The organism is Zhongshania borealis (genome assembly GCF_039539625.1).
Lineage (GTDB): Bacteria > Pseudomonadota > Gammaproteobacteria > Pseudomonadales > Spongiibacteraceae > Spongiibacter > Spongiibacter borealis.
In genome coordinates, this window is the sequence record NZ_BAABDM010000003.1 from 372,656 (window position 1) to 393,086 (window position 20,431).

Consider the following 20,431-nt stretch of genomic DNA (forward strand, 5'->3'; position numbering starts at 1 on the left):
GCTGTTCCTAGCTCAATAAACTTCCTTCTTTAGTCGGAACCCGATGTCGTTAATTACCCCGCTCATGCCAGTCATCCTCCCCGTTCTACTGTGCGCCGCTATTGGCGTGTTTTGGGTGTGTTTTAAGCAGCCCTTCGACAATGAATTTGTACGTCGAATAGTACTTTGGATTGGCGCTCCGGCGCTGATTGTTGGCACCTTAAGCAAAGCAGTGATCTCGCCGGCGCTTCTCCAACACGTATTGCTGGCCAGTATATGCATGTTGGGCTTTACCGCCGCGTTCGCGGTAGTGGCGTGTTTATTGTTGCGCCTTAATTTACGCGACTTTTTAAACCCACTAATATTTGGCAATTTTGGCAATATGGGGCTGCCGCTGTGTTTGTTTGCTTTTGGCGAAGAGGGTTTGGCAATTGGCCTAGGTATTTTTTTGATAACGACTGTTTCGCATTTTTCCATTGGCATTGCGGTGCTCAGTGGCAAGGCGGTGGTAAAAGGCATACTTAGCTCGCCGATCATTTACGCGGGGCTTTGCGCTGGTTTACTCGTTTTCAATGAATGGCAATTGCCGTTGACCCTGCAAAACACCTTAAGCTTGCTGGGCGGCATGTCGATTCCCTTGATGTTAATTACCCTTGGCGTTTCGCTAAGTAGCTTGAAACTGCGTGGGGTTGGGCAGTCATTGGGTTTAGGGTGTTTGCGTCTGATCGTCGGCTTAGGTGGTGGGTTTGCGGCGGTCTATGTTTTGGAACTCGAGGGCATGGTCCGCAACGTGGTACTTCTGCAATCGGCTACCCCCGCTGCGGTTTTCAATTACCTATTGGCTATACAGTATCGACGGGCGCCGGAAGCGGTGGCTGGTATGGTGGTAAGCTCCACTGTCATCAGCTTTGTCAGCATTCCCGTCTTACTCTACTTTCTTGGTGTGCGCTGATCGAATTAACGAACAATGATCTTTTTCTTGGCGCGGGCTATTTCTGCTTCAAGGCGAGTATAAATAGCGGTGACGTCGATCTCGCCGCCTACAGCTGCGCGGCTCGATATTTGTGTGACCGGGAAGATTGCCTCGTCTTTAAGGGGCACCTCTAAAGCGCGGCTGCGGCCTACGCGGTCAATATAAATAACCCATTTTAAATTATGGTCTTTACGCAGGTGGTCGCCAATGATAATTCCCATACCCTGCAGGAGCGCGGTTTCATTGCCTTTAACGAGCTTGCGATCAAGCAGGGTTTGAATAAGCCGCAGATCATTCTCACGGCTCTCGCCAAAGCTGCGACCCAGTTCGATTCGTGCGAGGTCATTTAAGGCCTTGCGACTATTCTCCATATAACGCTCGTCCATTGGCGTTATTGGGTCGGTGCGCCAGGTATCGGCAATACTCATTGGCGCCAAAACAAACAGAATTACTATCGCTAGGAAACGCATTGTGTTTTCTCCTGTCTCATAATGGCTAAACGTGGTGCATTATAGGTCTTAACGCAGCCGAGACATAAGTTATTGACCACGTATAGGGTGAATCGTTTCGATATTCCTGAGTCTAGAGTTGCTTTAGCTTGATTTGTCCCTTGAGCTGCGTGGCGCAGGCCAGTACCATTGGCGGCTTGCACTATTTCTGGAGATACAGGCATGATTTCGGGTAGCATTGTCGCCCTGGTAACACCGATGCACAGCGATGGCAGTATTGACTGGCAGGCTTTGTCACGTTTAATCGACTGGCATGTCGAGCAAGGCACTGACGGTATCGTGGCGGTGGGAACCACCGGTGAGTCCGCAACCTTGGCCATGGACGAGCACAAAATGGTGATCAAAGCCTGTGTGGATCAAGTGGCGGGGCGAATGAAGGTGATTGCCGGCACTGGTGCAAACTCGACCGCTGAGGCCATTGAGTTGACTGAGGTTGCGCGTGAAGTTGGCGCAGATGCCTGTCTCTTAGTCACACCTTATTACAATAAGCCCACGCAAGAGGGCCTATACCAACATTATATGGCGATTGCTAACGCCGTGGCGATTCCGCAAATTTTATATAATGTGCCGGGCCGCACTGCCTGCGATATGTTAAATGCCACCACTATTCGCTTAGCTGAACACCCGAATATTATTGCTATAAAAGATGCCACCGGCGACATGGCCAGAGGCAAAGAGCTTATTGACGCCGTTGGCGGCAAATTAGATGTCTTGTCTGGCGATGACGCGACTGCAGCGGAATTGATGCTGCTTGGTGGTAAAGGCAATATTTCGGTTACCGCAAATATTGCACCAGCCGCGATGAAAGCAGTTTGTGTTGCCGCTATGGCCGGCGATAGAGCCGCCACTGAATTGGCTGACGCGCCGCTGCGTATTTTACATGAACGCCTGTTTGTGGAGTCAAACCCCATACCGGTGAAATGGGCAATGTTTGCTATGGGCTTGATGGAAGACGGTATTCGATTGCCGCTAACTCCGCTCAGCGATACAGCGCAACCGCAAGTGACCGAAGCCTTGAAGCAAACGGGATTATTAGACTAAATGAGCGAAAATATGCACAGCACCGTATTTCGATTAATGACAGTGAGTCTGGGGCTGGCGGTTTTGTCGGGCTGTATGTTTGGTGACACTGGTTCATTCCGGGATCGCGGTGACGACTACCGCAAAGCCAAATTAACGGCGCCACTGGAATTGCCACCCGGCGTGAGTTCCGCGGCACTGGATGACAAATATGTGGTGCCTGGTTTGCAGACCCACACGGTACTGCCCGGTACTTTTGAGCTGCAGCGCCCCGAGCCATTGGCTAAAAATGTGGGTACAGCGGAAGTTAAGATTCAAACCTTGGAAGGCAAAAGCTGGATTTTGCTTGATGGTGATCCAAACCAAGTTTGGCCACGGATGCGAGTCTTTCTTGCACGCGCCGGTTTAAAAGTTGCCTCTGCCAATGCCGCAACCTCTACTATTGAAACCGAGTGGCGGGACCCGAACGGTGAAGGTACAACGCGCGAGCGTTTCCGTTTCCGTTTAGACCAAGGTGTGCAGAAGGGTACCAGCGAAATTCATATGCTAACCCAGATCAATGGCAGTGAAGAATGGCCGGCGGTGTCGGACTCCTTGGAGCGTGAATCGCAGATGGTCCGGGTTGTCGCACAGTATTTAGCAGATAGTGAAGGCGAAGCTTCTGTTTCAATGCTGGCGCAGCGCAGCGATGGCAAGGGCAAGATTTTCTTAGAAGGCACTGAAGACGGCGCCGATGGCCGCTATTTACGCCTGCAGTTACAGGAAGACCGCGCGTGGGCTGCACTGGGTTTAGCGCTTACCAAGGCTGGCTTTGAGATTGAAGACGACAGCCGCGAAGTCAATAAATATTGGCTGACCTACCGGGATACCGAAGCTGACGAAATGGGTTGGTTCACCAAGCTTTTTAGTGCCCGCCGCCAGAACCTGAGCCGGTATGTGGTTGAATTGCGCCCTGTGGGTGACAGTGGTGCAGAGTCGCTGATTCTGCTTAATTATCAAAAAGGGCGCCGATTGGAAGAAACTGAGCGCGAAAACCTGCTTAAGCGCATTATGGGGTATATGTATTAGTGCGTTTTGCATCCTTGGGTAGCGGCAGTAAAGGAAACGCTACCCTGCTCGAAACTGAGCAAAGCTGTATTTTGATCGACTGCGGTTTCAGCATCAAGGAAACTGAGCGGCGCATGGCAAGACTTGGCCGGACGCCGAGTGATTTAACGGCTATTCTTGTTACCCACGAACACAGCGATCATATAAAAGGTGTGTTGCCGCTGGCGCGGAAATACAAGATGCCGGTTTATTGCAGCTACGGTACCGGGGAACATGGTCAGTTGCGACTATCCCATCACTGGCGGCATTTGGAACTGGGCGTCAGCATCGATATTGGCGGAATTTCTGTGATGCCAGTCGCCGTTCCTCACGATGCCCGCGAACCCTGCCAATTTGTGTTCAGTTACCAAAAAAAAACGTTTGGGCTGCTCACGGATTTAGGTAGTATTACGCCCGTCGTTCGGGAGCACTACCGGTGCTGTGATGCCTTACTGCTGGAATGTAATCACGACGTGACCATGCTAGCCAATGGTCCCTATCCCTACTCATTGAAACAGCGAGTTGGCGGGGACTGGGGACACTTAAATAATCAGCAGGCGGCAAGCTTGCTGGAAGATGCCGAGGTTGCCCGGCTTCAACATGTGGTCATTGCCCACCTGAGTGAAAAGAACAACACGCCCGCGCTGGCGAGAATGGCGATAGAACCTATGTTGGTGAACAGTGACGCGCTGCTGTCTGCCGACCAAGAGGCTGGTTTCGACTGGCTGGATATAGCGTGAGCTTATTGTGCTAATGAGGCAAACCATGGAAAAACGCGAAGAGTTGTATTCCGGTAAGGCAAAGTCAGTATTCAAGACTGATGACCCAGACCGTTATATCCTCAATTTCAGAAATGATACCTCGGCCTTTGATGGTTTACGGGTAGAGCAGCTGGATCGCAAAGGCATGGTGAACAATAAGTTCAATGCCTTCATTATGAACGCCTTGCAGGCAGCTGGTATTCCGACGCATTTTGAAAAGCTGCTGTCTGATAATGACGCGCTTGTTAAAAAATTGGACATGTTGCCAATTGAATGTGTAGTTCGCAATATTGCCGCGGGATCTATTGTGAAGCGTTTAGGCGTGGAAGAGGGCTTAGAGCTCAATCCACCGACCTTTGAAATGTTCCTGAAAAACGACGCTCTGCACGACCCAATGATTAACGAATACCATATTCGCTCATTTGGTTGGGCAAACGATGTACAGCTTGATCGTATGAAAGTGCTGACTTTCAAAGTTAACGACGTGCTGCAAAAGATGTTTTCAGATGCCGGCATGTTGCTGGTGGATTACAAATTGGAATTTGGTGTGTTTAGCGACGGTGAAATCCATCTTGGCGACGAATTTTCACCAGATGGCTGCCGTTTGTGGGATAAAGACACCCGCGAGAAACTCGATAAAGACCGCTTTCGTCAAGGGCTTGGTAATGTAGTTGAGTCATACGAACTCGTTGGCCGCCGCTTAGGAATCGACTTTGACGCGTAAATTCTATTCGGCAGTACTATTGCCGGATATCATTACACTGCGTTAGCATAGCCACTCGCTTGTTAACGCAGCACCGCATGAACTCTCATGAATTTTAGCCCACTGTATAAGCGCTTCTCGCTGGCGGCATTGTTATTACTTTGCCTCAGTTGGTCGCTATGGCTGCAGGGTCACCATATCCACATTGCCGAGCACACGCCGCTTAGTGAGTGTGCGGTCTGTCATTACAGTGGCCCAGCGGTAACCAGCGATTCCTTCAGTCCTTATATTCCCGCATTTTTACCTAGCCGTCATGAACTGGCCTTACCCAAGGTTTTGCGCGCTAGTGATGTGCTCCATCCGCCCGCACGGGCACCTCCGGTATTTCTTGTCTAAATCGTATTTTGCGAAACATTAAGCTGCTTGCTGAACTGACCTGCGCGTGCGTGCCAGTTAGTAATGTGTACCTGCGTTTAAGGACGGCACTAGGCTTGGTGTTATCTGTAAATTAATTTACAGCCCACGCAGTTCTGACGTGAATTAGCACAGCGTTGGGTGACATTTGATACTCAGGAAAAAAGCAATGAACTGGAAAACCCTATTTGTTCTGGCGGGCAGCTGTGCTCAGCCTTTATACCTTGTGGCGGAAGAAAATTCGCACTTGGAACATGTTTTAGTGACGACCTCAATTCATAAAAATGAAGCGCAAACCGCCTTGCCCTTAACCGTTTTAAGTGGTGAGGAATTACGCCGGCAAGCGGCGTCGACGATTGGCGAAACCCTCAATCATTCTCCCGGATTGAGCAATGCCAGTTTTGGCCCAGGGGTTGGCCAAGCGGTAATCCGAGGCCAGCAGGGCCCACGGGTCCAAGTTCTGCAAAATAGTCTGTCGAGCTTGGATGTATCGTCAAATAGTGCTGACCACGCGGTTTCGGTGGAGCCGATCTTGGCTGACAGTATTGAAATTCTTCGCGGACCGGCGACCTTGCTTTATGGTGGCGGCGCCATCGGCGGAGTCATAAATGTTATTGATAGTCGGGTGCCGAACAAGGCAATAAACGGTATTAGCGGTGTTGGTGAAATTCGTCATACCAGTGTCGATGACGGCCGCAGTGGCGTGTTTCGAATTGATGCCGGTGATGGCAATTGGGCGCTGCATATTGATAGTTTGTATCGGGACTGGGGCAATCCTGATATTCCGGGCTTAGCGCTCAATCCCCGCAATATTGATGACACCGATGAAAGCAGTGATGGTTATATTGCCAATGCGGATGGCCACACCCGTCGTAGCACCTTTGGTAGTGCCTACCACTATGACAGCGGCTACGTAGGTTTAAGCTATAGCGAGCTAGACAATGTTTATGGCATTCCTGCGGGAGTTCATCATCACCACGATGAAGACGAGGTTGAGCATGAGGACCATGAGGACGAGGAAGCTGAAGAAGGTGTTAGCCTGGCAGTGAGCCAAAAACGCTGGGATCTCGCCGGTGACCAACATTTTGATGGTTTCTTAGAACTATTGCGTTGGCGTTTGGCTTATAGCGATTATCAACATCAAGAAATCGAGGCCGGCGGTGAAATTGGTACCACTTTCAATAAGGAAGCTTGGACCGGACGTTTAGAGCTAGCTCATCGGCCATTTAGCCAGCTGGGTGGTGAATGGCATGGCGTGTTGGGCCTGCAGTGGTCCGACGCGGATTTTTCAGCATTAGGTGAAGAGTCCTTTGTGCCGGCAAATACTACTCGTCAGTTCGGCCTGTTTTGGCTTGAAGATTACCATGCAAATAACTGGTCTATTGAGGCTGGCATGCGCGCTGATCTGGACCGTCTCTCGGCGAAAGACGAAAGTATTGCTGATTACGATACCGATAGCATGAGTGCATCAATAGCTGCCATATATGATTTTACCGATAACTGGACAACGTCACTGTCGTTTTCTAGTTCACGGCGTGCACCGACAGCGGAGGAACGTTTTTCTAATATTGGCAATACCATTGGCAGTTATGTTGTTCACGGTGCAACCGGTGCCATCGAACTTGGCGATGAGAATTTGGACAGTGAAGTAGCTCAGAATATTGATTTGAGCTTGCGCGCTGATATGGACGTGCTAATTGGGAAAATTACGGCGTTTTCGAATCATTTTCAGAATTTCATCTATCTTGAAAATACGGGAGCTGAACTTGATGACGTTGAAGTGTTGGCTTATCGGCAGCAAGACGCAACATTTCAGGGGCTGGAATATGAGCTGGAGTGGCCATTTTATAGTGCGGGCAATCAGCGCTATAGCTTGAGCGTGTTTGGTGATCGCATAAGTGGTGAGCTTGATAACGGTGACGATGCGCCGCGACTTCCTCCTGGTCATGACGGTGTTCGTTTAAACTGGCAAGCACAGGATTGGCGAGCCGATTTGAGCGTGGTTTATGGCAAAGCGCAAAACCAACCAGGCACTAACGAGTTGCCTACAGCAAGTTATCAGCGGATTGACATGACTGTTTCTCGAATATTTGAATTGGCCAAAGTTGAGTATTCAGTGATGCTTAAAGGCCGCAATTTGGGTGATGAAGAGATCAGAAGTGCAAGTTCATTTATTCGCGATTACGCGCCTGAATCCGGCCGAGGTATTGAGCTGGCACTGCAGATACGTTTTGAATAAAAACTAAAAATTAGTTCGATGTTTCTGAGGTAGGGGTAATTGGTACTATTGCAGATTACCGAGGAATATAACTTATCTCAGGAACATCCGCGTGGGTCGACAGGTCAGAACATCTGAATGCAAACATTTAGATGCGGCCGTTGATGATATCGCACTTTGTATTTCAAGCTTACTTTATCGGGACTTGGTGTGTTGAACGCCAAGACTGAAATGACATTTTTTTCTGTAATTGTATTTCAGTGGAAGTAAGTTTTTCAGCGTATAAATCCCTAAAAACTGAATCTATGCATGGAGAGTATTGAATATGAAATCATTATTTGAAAATCTAAAATCGACCCAGAATAGTAAAATTTTGGTCGCGTTTTTTATTGTCGCCAGTGCTGTTTTTGCGGTCAGTGCGTGCGAAAAAGGGCCCGCAGAGAAAGCAGGTGAGCGTATTGACCAAGGTGTCGAAAATACCAAGGATGCCTATCAGGAAGGTGTCGAAGAGGTTAAAGACGAAATAGACGACCATAGCACTGAATAAAATATTGGTTCACACCGCGGAGCAAGGTATTGCTTCGTTAAATCCGGGCTGCGTTTTAGGTGACTCATTACTTAAAGCGCAGCCCGATTTTTTTGTCTGTGGTATTCTTTCCTAATACACAAGTTTACTAGGAAAGAACATGCCCAAGCTTTTTGGCCTCGCGTTGATCGTTTTTCTGGTGTCCTGCACGAAAGCGCCCACCGGCGTACAGGCGGTGGATGACTTTGATAAAAACAAATACCTGGGTAAATGGTATGAGATTGCGCGTCTAGATCAGCGCTTTGAAGCCGGCTTGAGCCAGGTTACCGCCGAATACAGTCTGCGTGATGACGGTGGGATTCGGGTTGTGAATCGCGGCTATTCCGCTGCTGCCGGTGAATGGCAGGTAAAAGAAGGGCGTGCCTATTTTATGGGCGATGAGTCCACGGCCCACTTAAAAGTGTCATTTTTCGGCCCGTTTTATTCGGCTTACATAGTGTTCGGCCTCGGTTTTGACGCCGATAAATCCAATGAGCTGAAAGGTAGTCCGGAAAAGTATCAGTACGCCTTTGTCAGTGGTTATAACAAATCCTATCTTTGGTTATTGGCACGGACCCCTGTGGTTAGCGATGAGCTGATTAGTCGCTTTGTGAATAAGGCGAGATCATTAGGTTTTGATACTGGGAGCCTCCTCTATGTGAAGCACCCAAAGCCAATTTCTGAATATTAAACTAACGACGTATAACGCAGAGCAAAGATCTTAGAATGCAAACAGCGAATGGCTTAATATTTTGTCCTCTTCTAGATCACGGCTAGACCGCTTTGTCAGCCGCAAGACTGGAATGAAACGCGGTGACGTACGCGCGGTTCTTGCTCAGGGTCGGGTATATGTTGACGGACAAGTCGCAAATGATATCGCCCAGCTAATTCATCAATTCTCCCAAGTCTACTTCGATGGTGTGGTTCTGCAGGGGCAAACACCATTGTATGTGATGCTAAATAAGCCTGCGGGTGTGGTGAGTGCCACTAAAGACAAAGATCATAAGACGGTCATCGACTTACTCCATCGTGATGACCGCGATCAATTGCATATTTCCGGTCGATTGGATTTTAATTCCACTGGCTTGTTACTGCTTACCAACGATGGTTATTGGTCGCGGCAATTGAGTTTGCCAGACCGGAAAATTGAAAAAGTGTATACCGTTACTGTCGCAAAACCGCTTACTCACGACTATGTCGACGCTTTCGCGGCGGGTATGTATTTTGAATACGAGAATATCACCACCCGTCCAGCGCAATTGAAAATCCTGTCTGACTATGTGGCGGAAGTGAGCATTCAGGAAGGTCGCTACCACCAAATAAAACGCATGTTTGGCCGTTTTCAAAATGAGGTTATGGCCCTGCATCGTTACCGAATTGGCGCCGTCGATTTGGATGCGACTTTAGCGCCAGGCGAGAGCCGAGATTTAACGCGCGATGAAGTTGCCGCTTTAGCCGTGAGTTAGCGTACTTGCACACCGTCCTTCTCTCATCAAGTGTCCGAAAAATTACTTTATACTACGGGCCTCAAAATCAGCAATTGTCACTTGGAGTGTAGTCCGTGTATGGCTGACTTACCGATTGAATCCTTGATCCCCGATATTCGCCGTGTGCTGGCCAGTGCTGATCAATTAGTACTCGAGGCGCCACCAGGTGCGGGTAAAACCACGCGGGTGCCATTGGCGTTGTTAGATGAATCGTGGCTTAGCGGCCAGCGAATTTTAATGCTGGAACCGCGGCGAATTGCGACGCGGGCCGCCGCAGAACGAATGGCAGAGGTCCTAGGCGAAAGGGTAGGCCAAACGGTTGGCTACCGCATGCGTATGGATAGCGCGGTGAGCAAGCAGACCCGAATCGAAGTGGTAACTGAAGGCATCCTAACCCGCATGCTTCAAGATGATCCTTCACTTGCGGGCATCGGTTTGCTTATCTTTGACGAATTCCACGAACGTAGTCTCGATGCTGATTTGGGCTTGGCGCTGACCTTGGAAGGTCGCAGTCTGTTTGGAGATCTCCGGGATAGACCGTTAAAAGTATTGTTGATGTCGGCGACTTTGGACGGTCAGCGAATTGCTGATCTTTTCTATAATGAGGATAGCGATAGCGCCGAGGTGCTGCGTAGCGAGGGGCGTCAGTATCCAGTCAGTCTTCATTACGGCGAGCCCTATCGTCACGATCAAAATACCGTGGAGCGCGTCTGCACTGCTGTGCGCGACGCCTTGGCGAATGAACAGGGCAGTATTTTGGTTTTTCTGCCAGGACAGGGCGAAATCCGCCGCTGTGCGAGCAATTTGGCAGCGCGGGTGGACGGCGATATTATTATCGCGCCGTTTTACGGCGATCTTAGCTTGGCAGAGCAGCGCTTAGCCATAGCACCGGTAGCTGCAGGGCAACGTAAAGTGGTATTGGCCACCAGTATTGCGGAAAGCAGTTTGACCATCGATGGTATTCGTGTAGTGGTTGATAGCGGTCTGGCGCGGCTACCGGCCTTCGATCCGCGTACCGGCATGACGAGACTCAGTACCAAGCGATTATCCAAGGCATCTTCTCAGCAGCGCGCTGGGCGTGCGGGACGCTTGAGCGAAGGGGCATGTTATCGCTTGTGGAGCGAGTCGCAGCAAAAAGAGTTGGCGGCCTATAACGAGCCAGAAATTCTGCAGGCAGATCTAAGCGCTTTTGCCCTGCAACTTGTGCGTTGGGGCATTACTGATCCCGGCCAATTAAGTTGGTTGGATCCCCCGCCCGCAGCAGCATTTCAACAGGCCCTAGACCTATTGGTGGATTTGAGGGCGCTTGATGTAAATGAAGATTCCGATAATGCGCGCTTAAGTATTACGCCCCACGGCGAAGCCATGGCGGCCCTGCCGGTTCATCCACGCTTAGCGCATATGCTACTGAAGGGGCGTGAATTGGCCGCTGCGCCTTTGGCCTGCGCAATTGCGGCATTGCTCAGTGAACGGGATTTTGGCTCTCGTAACAGTGCAGATATTCAAATGCGCTTGGCAGTATTGCAGGGCGAGCGGCACGTAGATCGCCAGCAACAAGGGGTGGTCGCGCGCTTGAAAAAGCAGCTAGCGCAATACCTCCGAATCTTGGGTCAGAGCGGGCGTGATGAGGGTGGAGCAAAGGAAGTCGATGCGGCGTTACTGTTAGCTTATGCCTACCCAGATCGCATAGCAAAACAACGTCGTGAGCGTGGCCGCGATTACGTTTTAAGTAACGGCCGAGCGGCCAGCCTGAATGACGCCGACCCTTTAAATGGTGCACAGTGGTTGGTGGTAGCCAGTTTGGGTGGAACAGCAGGTAGCCGTAACGACTTTATTCAATTAGCGGCGGAGTTGAACCCAGCGCATTTTGAGGGTTTGTTATCGAGTCGGGTAAAAGTACTTGATCTAGCCGACTGGAACGATGAAAAAGGGCGCTTTGTTGCAGAGCGTACGCATTTGATTGGTGGCTTGGTTTGGCAGCGGAAAATGCTAAATGAAATTTCTGATGAGCAAAAATCATCGGCTTTATTGGCCTTTGTGCAGCGTCGGGGTTTAGCGGTATTTGATTGGCCCGAGCACGCTCAGCAGTGGCGAGCACGAGTATTGTTGGCGGCTAAATTGAATTGTGCGCCAAGTGCTTGGCCGGACTTGCGTGAAGACACACTACTGAGCAATGTATCTGATTGGTTAACGCCGTATTTATCCGGCGTTAATTCCTTGAATGATTTTAGGCGTTTGAATATTGCTGAGATATTAGCTACATGCCTTGATTGGTCGCAGCGCCAAGCCTTGGATGCATTGTTTCCTGAGCGCTTTACAGTGCCGTCGGGTTCATATATTAAAATTGATTACTGTCAACCGGTGCCGGTGCTAGCAGTAAAGCTTCAAGAGATGTTTGGTTGTACAACGAACCCTGCAGTTGGCAACGGCCGTCAACCTTTGCTACTGCACCTACTTTCGCCAGCGCGGCGCCCTTTGCAAGTCACTCAAGATTTGGCAGGGTTTTGGCAGGGCAGTTATCACGATGTTAAAAAAGAGATGAAAGGGCGATACCCAAAGCACCCATGGCCGGAAAACCCGTTAGAAAGTTTACCAACAGCGCGTTTGAAACCCCGAGGGACCTGAAATAAAAAAACCGCCGGGTTAACGGCGGTTGTATGAGTCACTCAGAAATACGTTAAATTAGAAGCGGAAAGCAGCGCCAAGTAAAATGCCGTCTGCATCAGCGTCATTATTGTTGACCTCGATACTTGAATCAAAAATCGACGCGAATATTTCGACTTGCGGGTTGGGGAAGAAGCTAGCGTCAAGACTGATGGTGTCGCTAGAACTGTCACCCACATCGACGATGCCAGCGTTTAAGCCGAGACCGAACATGGTATTGAAGTAGTAAGTGCCGCCAACAGCGATTTGGTAGCCGCTATCGTTATCGGTGTCTATGTAACCTACTGCTACGTCATAGGCAACGGAGGTACCTTGGTTTAGCGGGTTTACGCCGTGGAAAGCGACGTCGAGGTAATCTACATCGGCGTTATTGTCATCTTCACTGGTATAGCTTACAACGACATCAGTGTTGTCATTTAAATAAGTACCTACGCCCACGCGAATTGAGTCTGAATCGGAGTTACCGGTGTCGACTGTAGACCAATTGGCTTCGATGATGAGGTTGGTTGCAGTAACAAACCGGCCACCGATATTCGTCGTGTCTACATCGTCTGCGCCAGCAACGTCTGGCTCAACACTGAGAAAGGCAAAGTCAACAAAAGAAGACTTATCAAGGAAGCTTGCTTCAGCTAACGGACCCTTGCTGGTATCTACTTTATCAAAATGGAATTCGCCACCGATGCCGAAACCGTCGTAGTCGGTATTGGCTGTTTCGCCTTGGGTGTATACGGCGCCGAGTTCGAATTGATAATCAGCGTAGGCATGGCCCGTTGCTATAAGCGCGATTGCACTGGCTAAAAGTGTTCTTTTCATTGTGTGGATCCCCGTTGTTTACTGTCGACTACCCTATCTAGAGGGTGTGACAAGATCATTATGATTATGTGATGTTTCTAATTGCCTACTGCGTATCACTTTGTCGCAAATATATATTGCGCCAAAATGGTGCGCAGGCAACTCGAGCTTAACACACTATTTTGGAGACAAATGCGCGAGGGAATGGGAATTTTACCTATTGGATTCTACCGGCTATTCTAAGTAGCTAGTATGCATCTGAACTGTATTAATCCTGATTGCCATAGCCTGCGTAGCGGCTCAAAACATCGTCCATTTCGGTCTGACTTAGGATGATAGGCTTACCACCTTGAAGGCTTAAATAGTAATTGGCTGCCAATTCTTCGATGTCTTTTGCCAAGGCCAAAGCCCGCAATGGGTCTGCGGCATAGGCAATTTGGCCGTGGTTGGCCATTAGGCAGGCGCGGCGCTCTTGCAGCGCGGCGCTGACATAGTCAGACAATGCTTGGGTGCCGTAGCCTGCGTATTCGGCGCAGGGAATAGAGTCACCTCCGGCAATGGCAACCATATAGTGAAAGGCGGGAATGGCTTTGCGCTGGCAAGCTAATACTGTCGCGTAGCGCGAATGGCAGTGCACAATTCCACCGGCGTTTGGATGGTCGCAATACACCTGCCAGTGCATACGCCATTCGCTAGAAGGCTTGCGTTGGCCCTTGCTGAGATCGCCATCGCTGTCGATGTAAACGAGGTCGCCTGGCCGAATATCACCAGCTGACTGGCCGCTCGCTGAAATCAACATGCCGCCATCGGCGGTGCGTACGGAAACATTGCCGCTGGCGCCGGGGCTAAGCCCGCTATTGCTCATGCCGTGGAGGGCCGCAACCAGCTGGGAGCGTTCTACGGTGAAGGCCATTACTGGCTATTCCGCAGGGCTTGAATCCGCTTTTCGAGTGGTGGGTGTGAACTAAATAGGGCGGCTAAATCAGATTTGGTCTGACTGCTAATGCCAAAAGCGCTCATTTCACCAGGGAGGTCAGAGGGTATCCCCTGCTGGGCTTGCAGTCGCTGCAGGGCGGCGATCATATCCTCACGTCCAGCTAGACTTGCGCCTGCGGCGTCGGCGCGAAATTCTCGCCACCGTGAAAACCACATTACGATAGTCGATGCCAGTATGCCCAAGACCATTTCAGCGATAAACGTTGTGATATAAAACGCGATGCCATGGCCCCGCTCGGTTTTAAATACGGCACGATCAACAGTGTGACCAATGATTCGGGCAAAGAACATGACAAAGGTGTTCACCACACCTTGAATCAACGTCAGGGTAATCATATCGCCATTGGCGACATGACCGATTTCGTGGGCGAGTACTGCGCGTACTTCGTTGCGGCGCATTTGGCGTAGCAAACCTTCGGACACCGCGACTAAAGCGGCATTGCGGTTCCAACCGGTGGCAAAGGCATTGGGCGAGGGCGAGGGGAATATTGCCACCTCGGGCATGCCGATGCCGGCTTTCTGGGCGAGTTCAGCAACGGTGTCTAGTAACCAACGCTCTTCGCTGGTATTCGCTTGGGTAATGACCTGTGCGCGGGTAGCGCGCTTTGCCATCCATTTAGAAATAAGTAGCGAGATAAGTGAGCCACTCATGCCGAACACAGCGCAAAAGATGAGAAGCGAGGATAAATTGAGATCGACGCCATTGTTGGCCATGATGCTTTCGACGCCAAGTAGGCTCAAGGTAATGCTGGCAACGAAAACGACAGCCAAATTAGTGGCAAGAAATAACAGAATTCGCATCATGACTTAGGATTTCCGATGTTATATGACATTGCTTAGATGGTGGCGAGATGCATGAGTTTCAAGTCATGGAGCAGAAATATCGTCTTCGCTTGCTGTGATGTCGTCTGTCAACGTTGCCTGTTCATCGGTTTCTTCGTCAAACAGGGATTGCTCGGCACTCAATATTGGCGGTCCCGCTTTGACGATGGGTTGGTTGCTTTCATCGAGCTCGCAAGCTAATGCTTGTGCGCGCAGGTGAATATCTTTGCTGCTTTGCTCAAAGATCATATTCGCCACTTCGTCGCTATGGGCGGTGCGAAATAACAGTCGTTTGTCGCGGCCGTCCAGCCATTGCTGTTGTTTACCGAGGTAGTGGCCGTGTTGGTTTTGGATGACAAAAATAGTAGCCATTGAATCCCTTTTCTGGATAAGCGGTTATGGAGACGGCGCAAATTTTAGCGCGTTTGCCTAAGCAGGTGAACTGTGGGCTAGCCGCCGCGCTTACCCAGCAGTACATCTTTGGCATCATTAATTTGGCTGGCGAGAAAGTCGTTGCCACCTCGGTCTGGATGAAATCTTTGCATTAGTTGACGATGGGCGGCAATAATCTCGTCGTCGCTAGCGCCGGGTTTGAGGCCGAGCACCGACAAGGCTTGCTGTTGGTTCATGTTGCTGCTTGGCCGCTGGGGAGCGGCTTGCTCGTTTTCAGCGTTACCTTTGCTTGAACCGCTGATCCGATGATAAATATGCTTGAGAACGTACTGGCGCACAAAGGGTAGGGCGCCGCCAATGAGGCCTGCGATCCAGTGCACTCGACCGGTTACCGACAGTAATACCAGTGCTGCAGCGCCTAAACCAATGATCAGGCTGATGTAATAGCCGCGGCGCGCATCCGCGGGTTTGGCTTGTACGGTTTTTACAAATCGGTACAGGCCGTAGAGAATCAGCGCTGCAAAAAGAATTCTAATTATCATGCTAAGTCCTTGCTGGGGGCATTTGCGTGTGCAATCACTACCCACGATTTAAGCTGTGCTAAAGTATAAAGCCTTGTGGGCCTTAGACCCACTAAATGTATTCAATGGATTTGTTCATGGCTTCAGGATCTTCCCCCGCGCAGCGTTTTGTTTTGTTTCAAGCCTTATATCGGGCGAGTCAGTCTGGTGAAAACAATTGGGATCAGGTCGTGGCATTATTAAGCAAGGGACAGCGCACCGCCCAACGCGCGCAGTTGGATGAACTCGCAGAACAATTCGCCAGCGGTCAGCGCATTGTGCTTGATGAGTTGCGTGAAGGCGGCATGTTCACGTCTTGGGAGCTGCAGTTTATGCAGTTGGGGTTGGCGGTGGGGAATTTGGCGAAAATTTATTTACGCCTTGCCGAGCACTACCGTTTGCAGTCAGAGTTTCGGCGCAGTGTGCGGCGCCACCTTTGGGCACCAGTACTAGTAATAGTAATATGCGCGCTGGGCTTGCCGCTGCTGTTGCTGAGTCGGGATTTCGCAACAATGCCTCAGGCAATTACGCTTGCTATAGCTGGCTTGTTGCCGCTCGGTGTTGTCTATGGGATGTTGCTTGTAGCGCAATATTCTTCTGGATTTCGGCGTCGCTGTCTTGCGGTAGCTTACCGTTTGCCGGCGCTTGGCTCTGCGTTGGCCCAGTACCAAAGCTACCATTATATGAATCACTTGGCCGACTGTATAAGTGCGGATTTTTCATTGCCGCAAGCATTAAAACAATCGGCACGGCGTTTACCTGATGCGCCAGTCAATAACCGTTATTATAAATTGGCAAGTGACGTCGAGTCAGGAGAACGCTTTTCAAGTGCTTTGCTGAGAAGTGGTATTCTGAACGGGGTTGTTATGCCGCCGGCATCAGAAATGCGTGACGCAAAACAAGTGCCGGCCCTATTGGGCCTGGCGATTCATCGGTCATGTGAGGAACAATTAGTGTTTTGGGCGGGCTGGCTGCCCTGGTTACTACTAGGTTTGCTGCCTTATATTGTGGTGCTTAATGCATTGTTTCTCGGGCGCTAAGCTGTTCCAGTTCTTTAATATAGTGGCGGCGACCTGACAGTTCGCGCTCAATTGCAAAGCGTTCTGACTTATTGTGCCATTCAGCGTTTTTCAATAGCTCCCACAATTTGCGGCTGCATAAGTTTTTAACGTTCACTTCCTGATTTTGTTTATTCATTGTCGTTCTCCATTGCGCTTCTGCGCCTTCTTCCATTGCCAATATGGTTTCATCTATTATTTTGCTGTTGGTCACTATCTCTGTTTGATGTGACACCGGTATGACAGCATTTGGTTTTAAACAAAATTTTCTGCGATCTATGTCGTCGTGAAATTGTGCCGCTTAAGTGTTACAGCGACAGCAAATGACACTTCGTATTATTTGCGCGTGAATTTTGCTTGGTTTTGCCGATTTGACCAAAAGTTGCTGGTCATTGATATGGTGTCAGTATGCAGCAAGTGCTTGGCTGCTAACTGCTTTTCCGTACGTGGGTGTTTACTACGCGGTAAAAGCTAATTCTATACGACTTATCTCAACTATTGATCGGACCCCTTGAAGCTAGCAAAGTTCACGCCAGTAAGCAAATAATATGTTTGCATCCCTGCGTTAAAATCCCATTTTTCGAGATATTGTCTGTAAAAGGTATAAAAAACGCGGAGTTAACGGGAGGGCGCGGGGCGGGCAGGCGTTACGGGTTTACTTGGTTGCAAAGGTTAATAGTGCGGCATTCGCACCCATTTAAGGCACTATTTTAATGCGATATTTCACTTTAAGCGATTCGGTGACACCATTTATCGGGTGTTAAAGCTCGTTCTGCGGCGGTTCGTAAAGCAGTAGGGCGCTGGCGGTAGCCGCAAGGCGCTGGGCTTCGGGCTTGCTAATGCCTTTGCGCAACCATACCTTGCCCTGGCCGATTGTTTCTATTGCGGCCAAAGCGGAGTTGTTGGCGCAGAAGTAGACCTTGTTTTCCGCTTACGGCACAGAGCTCAGCGTGGTCGCTGAACTCTGGATCGAGAGCGACGCTAAGCGAGGTGCAGGCGATCAGTAGTAGGGCCGGTAAGCCGAGCGCTGTCGGGCCGGCTAGGGCAATACACTTAGTGAATCGCATATTTGTGAACCCCTTTGGGGGAGCTGCCTACTCGTCGATAACCGCGTCTACAAAGTAGTGATCAACGCCGTTGACCTTCTCTTTAACCAAACCGTGGCAATCTGTTTCAAAACCAGGGAAGCGGGAATTAAAGTCGCGGACAAATTGCAGGTAACGCACAATAATATTATTGAAGCGCTCGCCGGGAATCAGCAGCGGAATACCTGGTGGATAAGGGGTTACCAGCATGGCCGTAATTCGGCCTTCTAACTCATCGATAGGGACGCGCTCGACCTTGCGATGGGACATTCTGGCCCACGCGTCTGCCGGAATCATGGCTGCTTCCATTTCGGACAAGTACATCTCGGTAGTGATCCGGGCCAAGTCGTATTCTTTGTAAACGTTGTGAATATCGCTGCACAGGTCGCGTAGACCCACTTTTTCGTATTTTGGGTATTTGGCAGCGAACTGGGGCATTACTCGCCACAGGGGAAGGTTCTGGTCGTAGTCATCTTTAAACTGCTGTAGCTCGGTCACCATGGAGTTCCAGCGGCCCTTAGTGATGCCGATAGTGAACATAATGAAGAAAGAGTACATGCCGGTTTTTTCGATGATAATACCGTGTTCAGCTAAGTACTTGCTGACGATCGAGGCTGGAATACCAATCTCGTCGAAGTTGCCGTCAACGTCCAGGCCGGGGGTGATAATGGTTGCCTTGATCGGGTCTAGCATATTAAAGCCAGACTCGATGTTACCAAAGCCGTGCCAGCGGTCGTCGGAGTGAATAACCCAGTCGTCGCGATCACCAATGCCTTCTTCGGCAAGCGCTTCGGGTCCCCAAACGCGGAACCACCAGTCGTCACCGTAATCTGCATCCACTTTGCGCATAGCGCGGCGGAAATCGAGGGCTTCCATAATAGACTCGTCGACTAATGCGGTACCGCCAGGCGCTTCCATCATTGCCGCCGCCACGTCGCAGGACGCTATTATCGCGTACTGAGGACTGGTCGACGAGTGCATTAAATATGACTCATTAAAGCGGTGGGTGTCGAGTTTTCTCTGGGTGCCGTCTTGAACCAAAATCTGCGAAGCTTGCGACAGGCCGGCCAAGAGTTTGTGGGTAGACTGTGTGGCAAATACCAAGGTGTCATCTGAGCGCGGACGACCAGCGCCGATGGCGTGCATATTGTGGTAGAAACTGTGGAAGGCAGCGTGTGGCAACCACGCTTCGTCAAAATGCAGGGTGTCGATGGTAGAGTCCAGAATATCTTTGATTTCTTCGACGTTGTACACAATGCCGTCGTAGGTACTCTGCGTGATGGTTAGAATGCGCGGCTTTTTGTCTTCGGCGTGGCGTGCAAAGGGGTGGTCTTCAATTTTTTTGCGGATCGCCGCGGGCTCAAATTCACTCTTTGGAATTGGCCCGATAATGCCGTAGTGGTTACGGGTAGGCATTAGGAACACCGGAATCGCACCGGTCATTATAATGCTGTGTAAGATCGACTTGTGGCAGTTGCGGTCGACGACGACGATATCACCTGGTGCGACAGTGGAGTGCCAGACGACTTTATTGGAGGTCGACGTGCCATTGGTGACAAAGAATAGGTGGTCGCAGCCGAATATACGTGCGGCGTTGTTCTCGCTGGCGCTGACCGGGCCAGTGTGGTCTAACAGTTGGCCTAGTTCTTCTACGGCGTTGCACACGTCGGCTCGGAGTAAGTTTTCGCCAAAGAACTGGTGAAACATTTGGCCAACTGGGCTTTTTAGAAAGGCTACGCCGCCGGAGTGACCGGGGCAGTGCCAAGAATACGAGCTGTCGCTAGCGTAGTTCATTAGCGCATGGAAGAACGGCGGCGCCAAGGCTGAGAGATATTTATTGGCTTCGCGAATAATGTGTCTTGCCACAAAATCCGGTGTGTCTTCAAACATGTGAATGAAACCGTGCAATTCTCGCAGTATTTCATTGGGAATATGGCGCGAGGTGCGGGTTTCGCCATAGAGAAACACCGGGATATCGGTATTGCGCTGACGCACAGCCGTCATGAACTGCCCGATCGACTCTAAGGCCTGGCTCACGGTCTCATCGCTGCCGTCGCCAAACTCTTCGTCGTCTATCGACAATATAAAGCAGGAGGCCCGGCTCGCCTGCTGTGCAAAGGCGGTGAGGTCGCCGTAGCTGGTTAAACCGATGACTTCCATGCCCTCTTTGCTAATGGCGTCGGCGAGGTCACGAATGCCAGAGCCAGAGATGTTTTCAGAGCGAAAGTCTTCGTCAATGATGACGACGGGGAAACGAAATTTCATTTATACGGCCATGGTTGGTTTTGGCTTTTCCCGGAATATCTCCAGGCCCTTTAGCGCGGTATGTATTACTCAGGACAACAG

At 50.3% G+C, this 20,431-nt stretch carries 21 protein-coding genes; 12 read left to right on the forward strand and 9 right to left on the reverse strand.

The features are described from left to right. Nucleotides 1-43: 43 nt before the first annotated feature. Entirely contained in the window at nucleotides 44-931 is an 888-nt protein-coding gene (locus ABD836_RS11080) for an AEC family transporter (protein WP_344935762.1), read from the forward strand. Between the two features lie 5 nt (nucleotides 932-936). On the opposite strand, the gene ABD836_RS11085 is transcribed toward ABD836_RS11080, so the two are convergent. Next, complete coding sequence (locus ABD836_RS11085) at nucleotides 937-1,422, reverse strand: DUF3806 domain-containing protein (protein ID WP_344935765.1); 486 nt, start codon at nucleotides 1,420-1,422, stop codon at nucleotides 937-939. Nucleotides 1,423-1,623: 201 nt separating this feature from the next. On the opposite strand from ABD836_RS11085, the gene dapA reads away from it, so the two are divergent. The 10 genes from dapA (at nucleotide 1,624) to hrpB (ending at nucleotide 12,340) form a co-directional block, all read left to right on the forward strand. Next, complete coding sequence (gene dapA, locus ABD836_RS11090) at nucleotides 1,624-2,502, forward strand: 4-hydroxy-tetrahydrodipicolinate synthase (protein WP_344935767.1); 879 nt, start codon at nucleotides 1,624-1,626, stop codon at nucleotides 2,500-2,502. Then, the gene (gene bamC / locus ABD836_RS11095) at nucleotides 2,503-3,549 is read left to right on the forward strand and encodes an NlpB/DapX family lipoprotein (protein WP_344935770.1); all 1,047 of its coding nucleotides are present in this window, start codon (nucleotides 2,503-2,505) and stop codon (nucleotides 3,547-3,549) included. Further along, on the forward strand, nucleotides 3,549-4,307 hold the full coding sequence (locus ABD836_RS11100) for an MBL fold metallo-hydrolase (protein WP_344935772.1): 759 nt from the start codon (nucleotides 3,549-3,551) through the stop codon (nucleotides 4,305-4,307). The genes bamC and ABD836_RS11100 overlap by 1 nt, the downstream gene beginning before the upstream one ends. A 25-nt stretch (nucleotides 4,308-4,332) precedes the next feature. Further along, nucleotides 4,333-5,052: a phosphoribosylaminoimidazolesuccinocarboxamide synthase gene (gene purC, locus ABD836_RS11105; protein ID WP_344935775.1), complete on the forward strand. Its 720-nt coding sequence runs from the start codon at nucleotides 4,333-4,335 to the stop codon at nucleotides 5,050-5,052. Nucleotides 5,053-5,139: 87 nt separating this feature from the next. Then, nucleotides 5,140-5,427 (forward strand): hypothetical protein, encoded by a 288-nt coding sequence (locus tag ABD836_RS11110; protein WP_344935777.1) that lies wholly within the window; start codon nucleotides 5,140-5,142, stop codon nucleotides 5,425-5,427. Nucleotides 5,428-5,614: 187 nt separating this feature from the next. Beyond that, nucleotides 5,615-7,684, forward strand: coding sequence for a TonB-dependent receptor (locus ABD836_RS11115; protein ID WP_344935779.1), 2,070 nt, complete (start codon nucleotides 5,615-5,617; stop codon nucleotides 7,682-7,684). Between the two features lie 304 nt (nucleotides 7,685-7,988). Next, entirely contained in the window at nucleotides 7,989-8,210 is a 222-nt protein-coding gene (locus ABD836_RS11120; RefSeq protein WP_344935781.1) for a hypothetical protein, read from the forward strand. A gap of 139 nt (nucleotides 8,211-8,349) precedes the next feature. Further along, complete coding sequence (locus ABD836_RS11125; RefSeq protein ID WP_344935783.1) at nucleotides 8,350-8,919, forward strand: lipocalin family protein; 570 nt, start codon at nucleotides 8,350-8,352, stop codon at nucleotides 8,917-8,919. A gap of 61 nt (nucleotides 8,920-8,980) precedes the next feature. Next, on the forward strand, nucleotides 8,981-9,694 hold the full coding sequence (locus tag ABD836_RS11130; protein ID WP_344935785.1) for a pseudouridine synthase: 714 nt from the start codon (nucleotides 8,981-8,983) through the stop codon (nucleotides 9,692-9,694). A gap of 99 nt (nucleotides 9,695-9,793) precedes the next feature. Beyond that, nucleotides 9,794-12,340: an ATP-dependent helicase HrpB gene (gene hrpB, locus ABD836_RS11135; protein ID WP_344935787.1), complete on the forward strand. Its 2,547-nt coding sequence runs from the start codon at nucleotides 9,794-9,796 to the stop codon at nucleotides 12,338-12,340. A gap of 57 nt (nucleotides 12,341-12,397) precedes the next feature. Here hrpB and ABD836_RS11140 read toward each other — a convergent pair whose 3' ends face one another. The 5 genes from ABD836_RS11140 to ABD836_RS11160 all read right to left on the reverse strand — a co-directional run bounded on the left by ABD836_RS11140 (nucleotide 12,398) and on the right by ABD836_RS11160 (nucleotide 15,924). After that, on the reverse strand, nucleotides 12,398-13,192 hold the full coding sequence (locus ABD836_RS11140; RefSeq protein ID WP_344935789.1) for a putative porin: 795 nt from the start codon (nucleotides 13,190-13,192) through the stop codon (nucleotides 12,398-12,400). A 247-nt stretch (nucleotides 13,193-13,439) separates the two neighbouring features. Beyond that, complete coding sequence (locus ABD836_RS11145) at nucleotides 13,440-14,084, reverse strand: class II aldolase/adducin family protein (protein ID WP_344935791.1); 645 nt, start codon at nucleotides 14,082-14,084, stop codon at nucleotides 13,440-13,442. Beyond that, a complete protein-coding gene (htpX, locus tag ABD836_RS11150; protein WP_344935793.1) occupies nucleotides 14,084-14,971 on the reverse strand; it encodes a protease HtpX in 888 nt (295 codons plus the stop codon). The genes ABD836_RS11145 and htpX overlap by 1 nt, the downstream gene beginning before the upstream one ends. A 63-nt stretch (nucleotides 14,972-15,034) precedes the next feature. Beyond that, the gene (locus ABD836_RS11155; protein ID WP_344935795.1) at nucleotides 15,035-15,361 is read right to left on the reverse strand and encodes a hypothetical protein; all 327 of its coding nucleotides are present in this window, start codon (nucleotides 15,359-15,361) and stop codon (nucleotides 15,035-15,037) included. 77 nt (nucleotides 15,362-15,438) lie between these two features. Then, nucleotides 15,439-15,924 (reverse strand): DnaJ domain-containing protein, encoded by a 486-nt coding sequence (locus ABD836_RS11160; RefSeq protein ID WP_344935798.1) that lies wholly within the window; start codon nucleotides 15,922-15,924, stop codon nucleotides 15,439-15,441. Nucleotides 15,925-16,040: 116 nt separating this feature from the next. Here ABD836_RS11160 and ABD836_RS11165 point away from each other — a divergent pair, with 116 nt between their 5' ends. Next, nucleotides 16,041-16,982: a type II secretion system F family protein gene (locus ABD836_RS11165; protein WP_344935801.1), complete on the forward strand. Its 942-nt coding sequence runs from the start codon at nucleotides 16,041-16,043 to the stop codon at nucleotides 16,980-16,982. Here ABD836_RS11165 and ABD836_RS11170 read toward each other — a convergent pair. The 3 genes from ABD836_RS11170 to ABD836_RS11180 form a co-directional block, all read right to left on the reverse strand. Then, on the reverse strand, nucleotides 16,957-17,139 hold the full coding sequence (locus ABD836_RS11170) for a hypothetical protein (RefSeq protein ID WP_344935804.1): 183 nt from the start codon (nucleotides 17,137-17,139) through the stop codon (nucleotides 16,957-16,959). The genes ABD836_RS11165 and ABD836_RS11170 overlap by 26 nt on opposite strands. A gap of 697 nt (nucleotides 17,140-17,836) precedes the next feature. Further along, a complete protein-coding gene (locus tag ABD836_RS11175) occupies nucleotides 17,837-18,067 on the reverse strand; it encodes a hypothetical protein (RefSeq protein WP_344935807.1) in 231 nt (76 codons plus the stop codon). Between the two features lie 27 nt (nucleotides 18,068-18,094). Beyond that, nucleotides 18,095-20,350, reverse strand: coding sequence for an Orn/Lys/Arg family decarboxylase (locus ABD836_RS11180; RefSeq protein WP_344935810.1), 2,256 nt, complete (start codon nucleotides 20,348-20,350; stop codon nucleotides 18,095-18,097). Between the last annotated feature and the right edge of the window lie 81 nt (nucleotides 20,351-20,431).

What these genes read in the sequence shown, in the direction of transcription:
- ABD836_RS11155 (WP_344935795.1), bottom strand. Translation starts at nt 15,361, where the DNA reads ATGGCTACTATTTTTGTCATCCAAAACCAACACGGCCACTACCTCGGT.
- ABD836_RS11180 (WP_344935810.1), bottom strand. Translation starts at nt 20,350, where the DNA reads ATGAAATTTCGTTTCCCCGTCGTCATCATTGACGAAGACTTTCGCTCT.
- ABD836_RS11145 (WP_344935791.1), bottom strand. Translation starts at nt 14,084, where the DNA reads ATGGCCTTCACCGTAGAACGCTCCCAGCTGGTTGCGGCCCTCCACGGC.
- hrpB (WP_344935787.1), top strand. Translation starts at nt 9,794, where the DNA reads ATGGCTGACTTACCGATTGAATCCTTGATCCCCGATATTCGCCGTGTG.
- ABD836_RS11140 (WP_344935789.1), bottom strand. Translation starts at nt 13,192, where the DNA reads ATGAAAAGAACACTTTTAGCCAGTGCAATCGCGCTTATAGCAACGGGC.
- bamC (WP_344935770.1), top strand. Translation starts at nt 2,503, where the DNA reads ATGAGCGAAAATATGCACAGCACCGTATTTCGATTAATGACAGTGAGT.
- ABD836_RS11175 (WP_344935807.1), bottom strand. Translation starts at nt 18,067, where the DNA reads ATGCGATTCACTAAGTGTATTGCCCTAGCCGGCCCGACAGCGCTCGGC.
- purC (WP_344935775.1), top strand. Translation starts at nt 4,333, where the DNA reads ATGGAAAAACGCGAAGAGTTGTATTCCGGTAAGGCAAAGTCAGTATTC.
- ABD836_RS11160 (WP_344935798.1), bottom strand. Translation starts at nt 15,924, where the DNA reads ATGATAATTAGAATTCTTTTTGCAGCGCTGATTCTCTACGGCCTGTAC.
- ABD836_RS11170 (WP_344935804.1), bottom strand. Translation starts at nt 17,139, where the DNA reads ATGAATAAACAAAATCAGGAAGTGAACGTTAAAAACTTATGCAGCCGC.
- ABD836_RS11080 (WP_344935762.1), top strand. Translation starts at nt 44, where the DNA reads ATGTCGTTAATTACCCCGCTCATGCCAGTCATCCTCCCCGTTCTACTG.
- ABD836_RS11120 (WP_344935781.1), top strand. Translation starts at nt 7,989, where the DNA reads ATGAAATCATTATTTGAAAATCTAAAATCGACCCAGAATAGTAAAATT.
- ABD836_RS11110 (WP_344935777.1), top strand. Translation starts at nt 5,140, where the DNA reads ATGAATTTTAGCCCACTGTATAAGCGCTTCTCGCTGGCGGCATTGTTA.
- ABD836_RS11115 (WP_344935779.1), top strand. Translation starts at nt 5,615, where the DNA reads ATGAACTGGAAAACCCTATTTGTTCTGGCGGGCAGCTGTGCTCAGCCT.
- ABD836_RS11085 (WP_344935765.1), bottom strand. Translation starts at nt 1,422, where the DNA reads ATGCGTTTCCTAGCGATAGTAATTCTGTTTGTTTTGGCGCCAATGAGT.
- ABD836_RS11125 (WP_344935783.1), top strand. Translation starts at nt 8,350, where the DNA reads ATGCCCAAGCTTTTTGGCCTCGCGTTGATCGTTTTTCTGGTGTCCTGC.
- ABD836_RS11165 (WP_344935801.1), top strand. Translation starts at nt 16,041, where the DNA reads ATGGCTTCAGGATCTTCCCCCGCGCAGCGTTTTGTTTTGTTTCAAGCC.
- dapA (WP_344935767.1), top strand. Translation starts at nt 1,624, where the DNA reads ATGATTTCGGGTAGCATTGTCGCCCTGGTAACACCGATGCACAGCGAT.
- htpX (WP_344935793.1), bottom strand. Translation starts at nt 14,971, where the DNA reads ATGATGCGAATTCTGTTATTTCTTGCCACTAATTTGGCTGTCGTTTTC.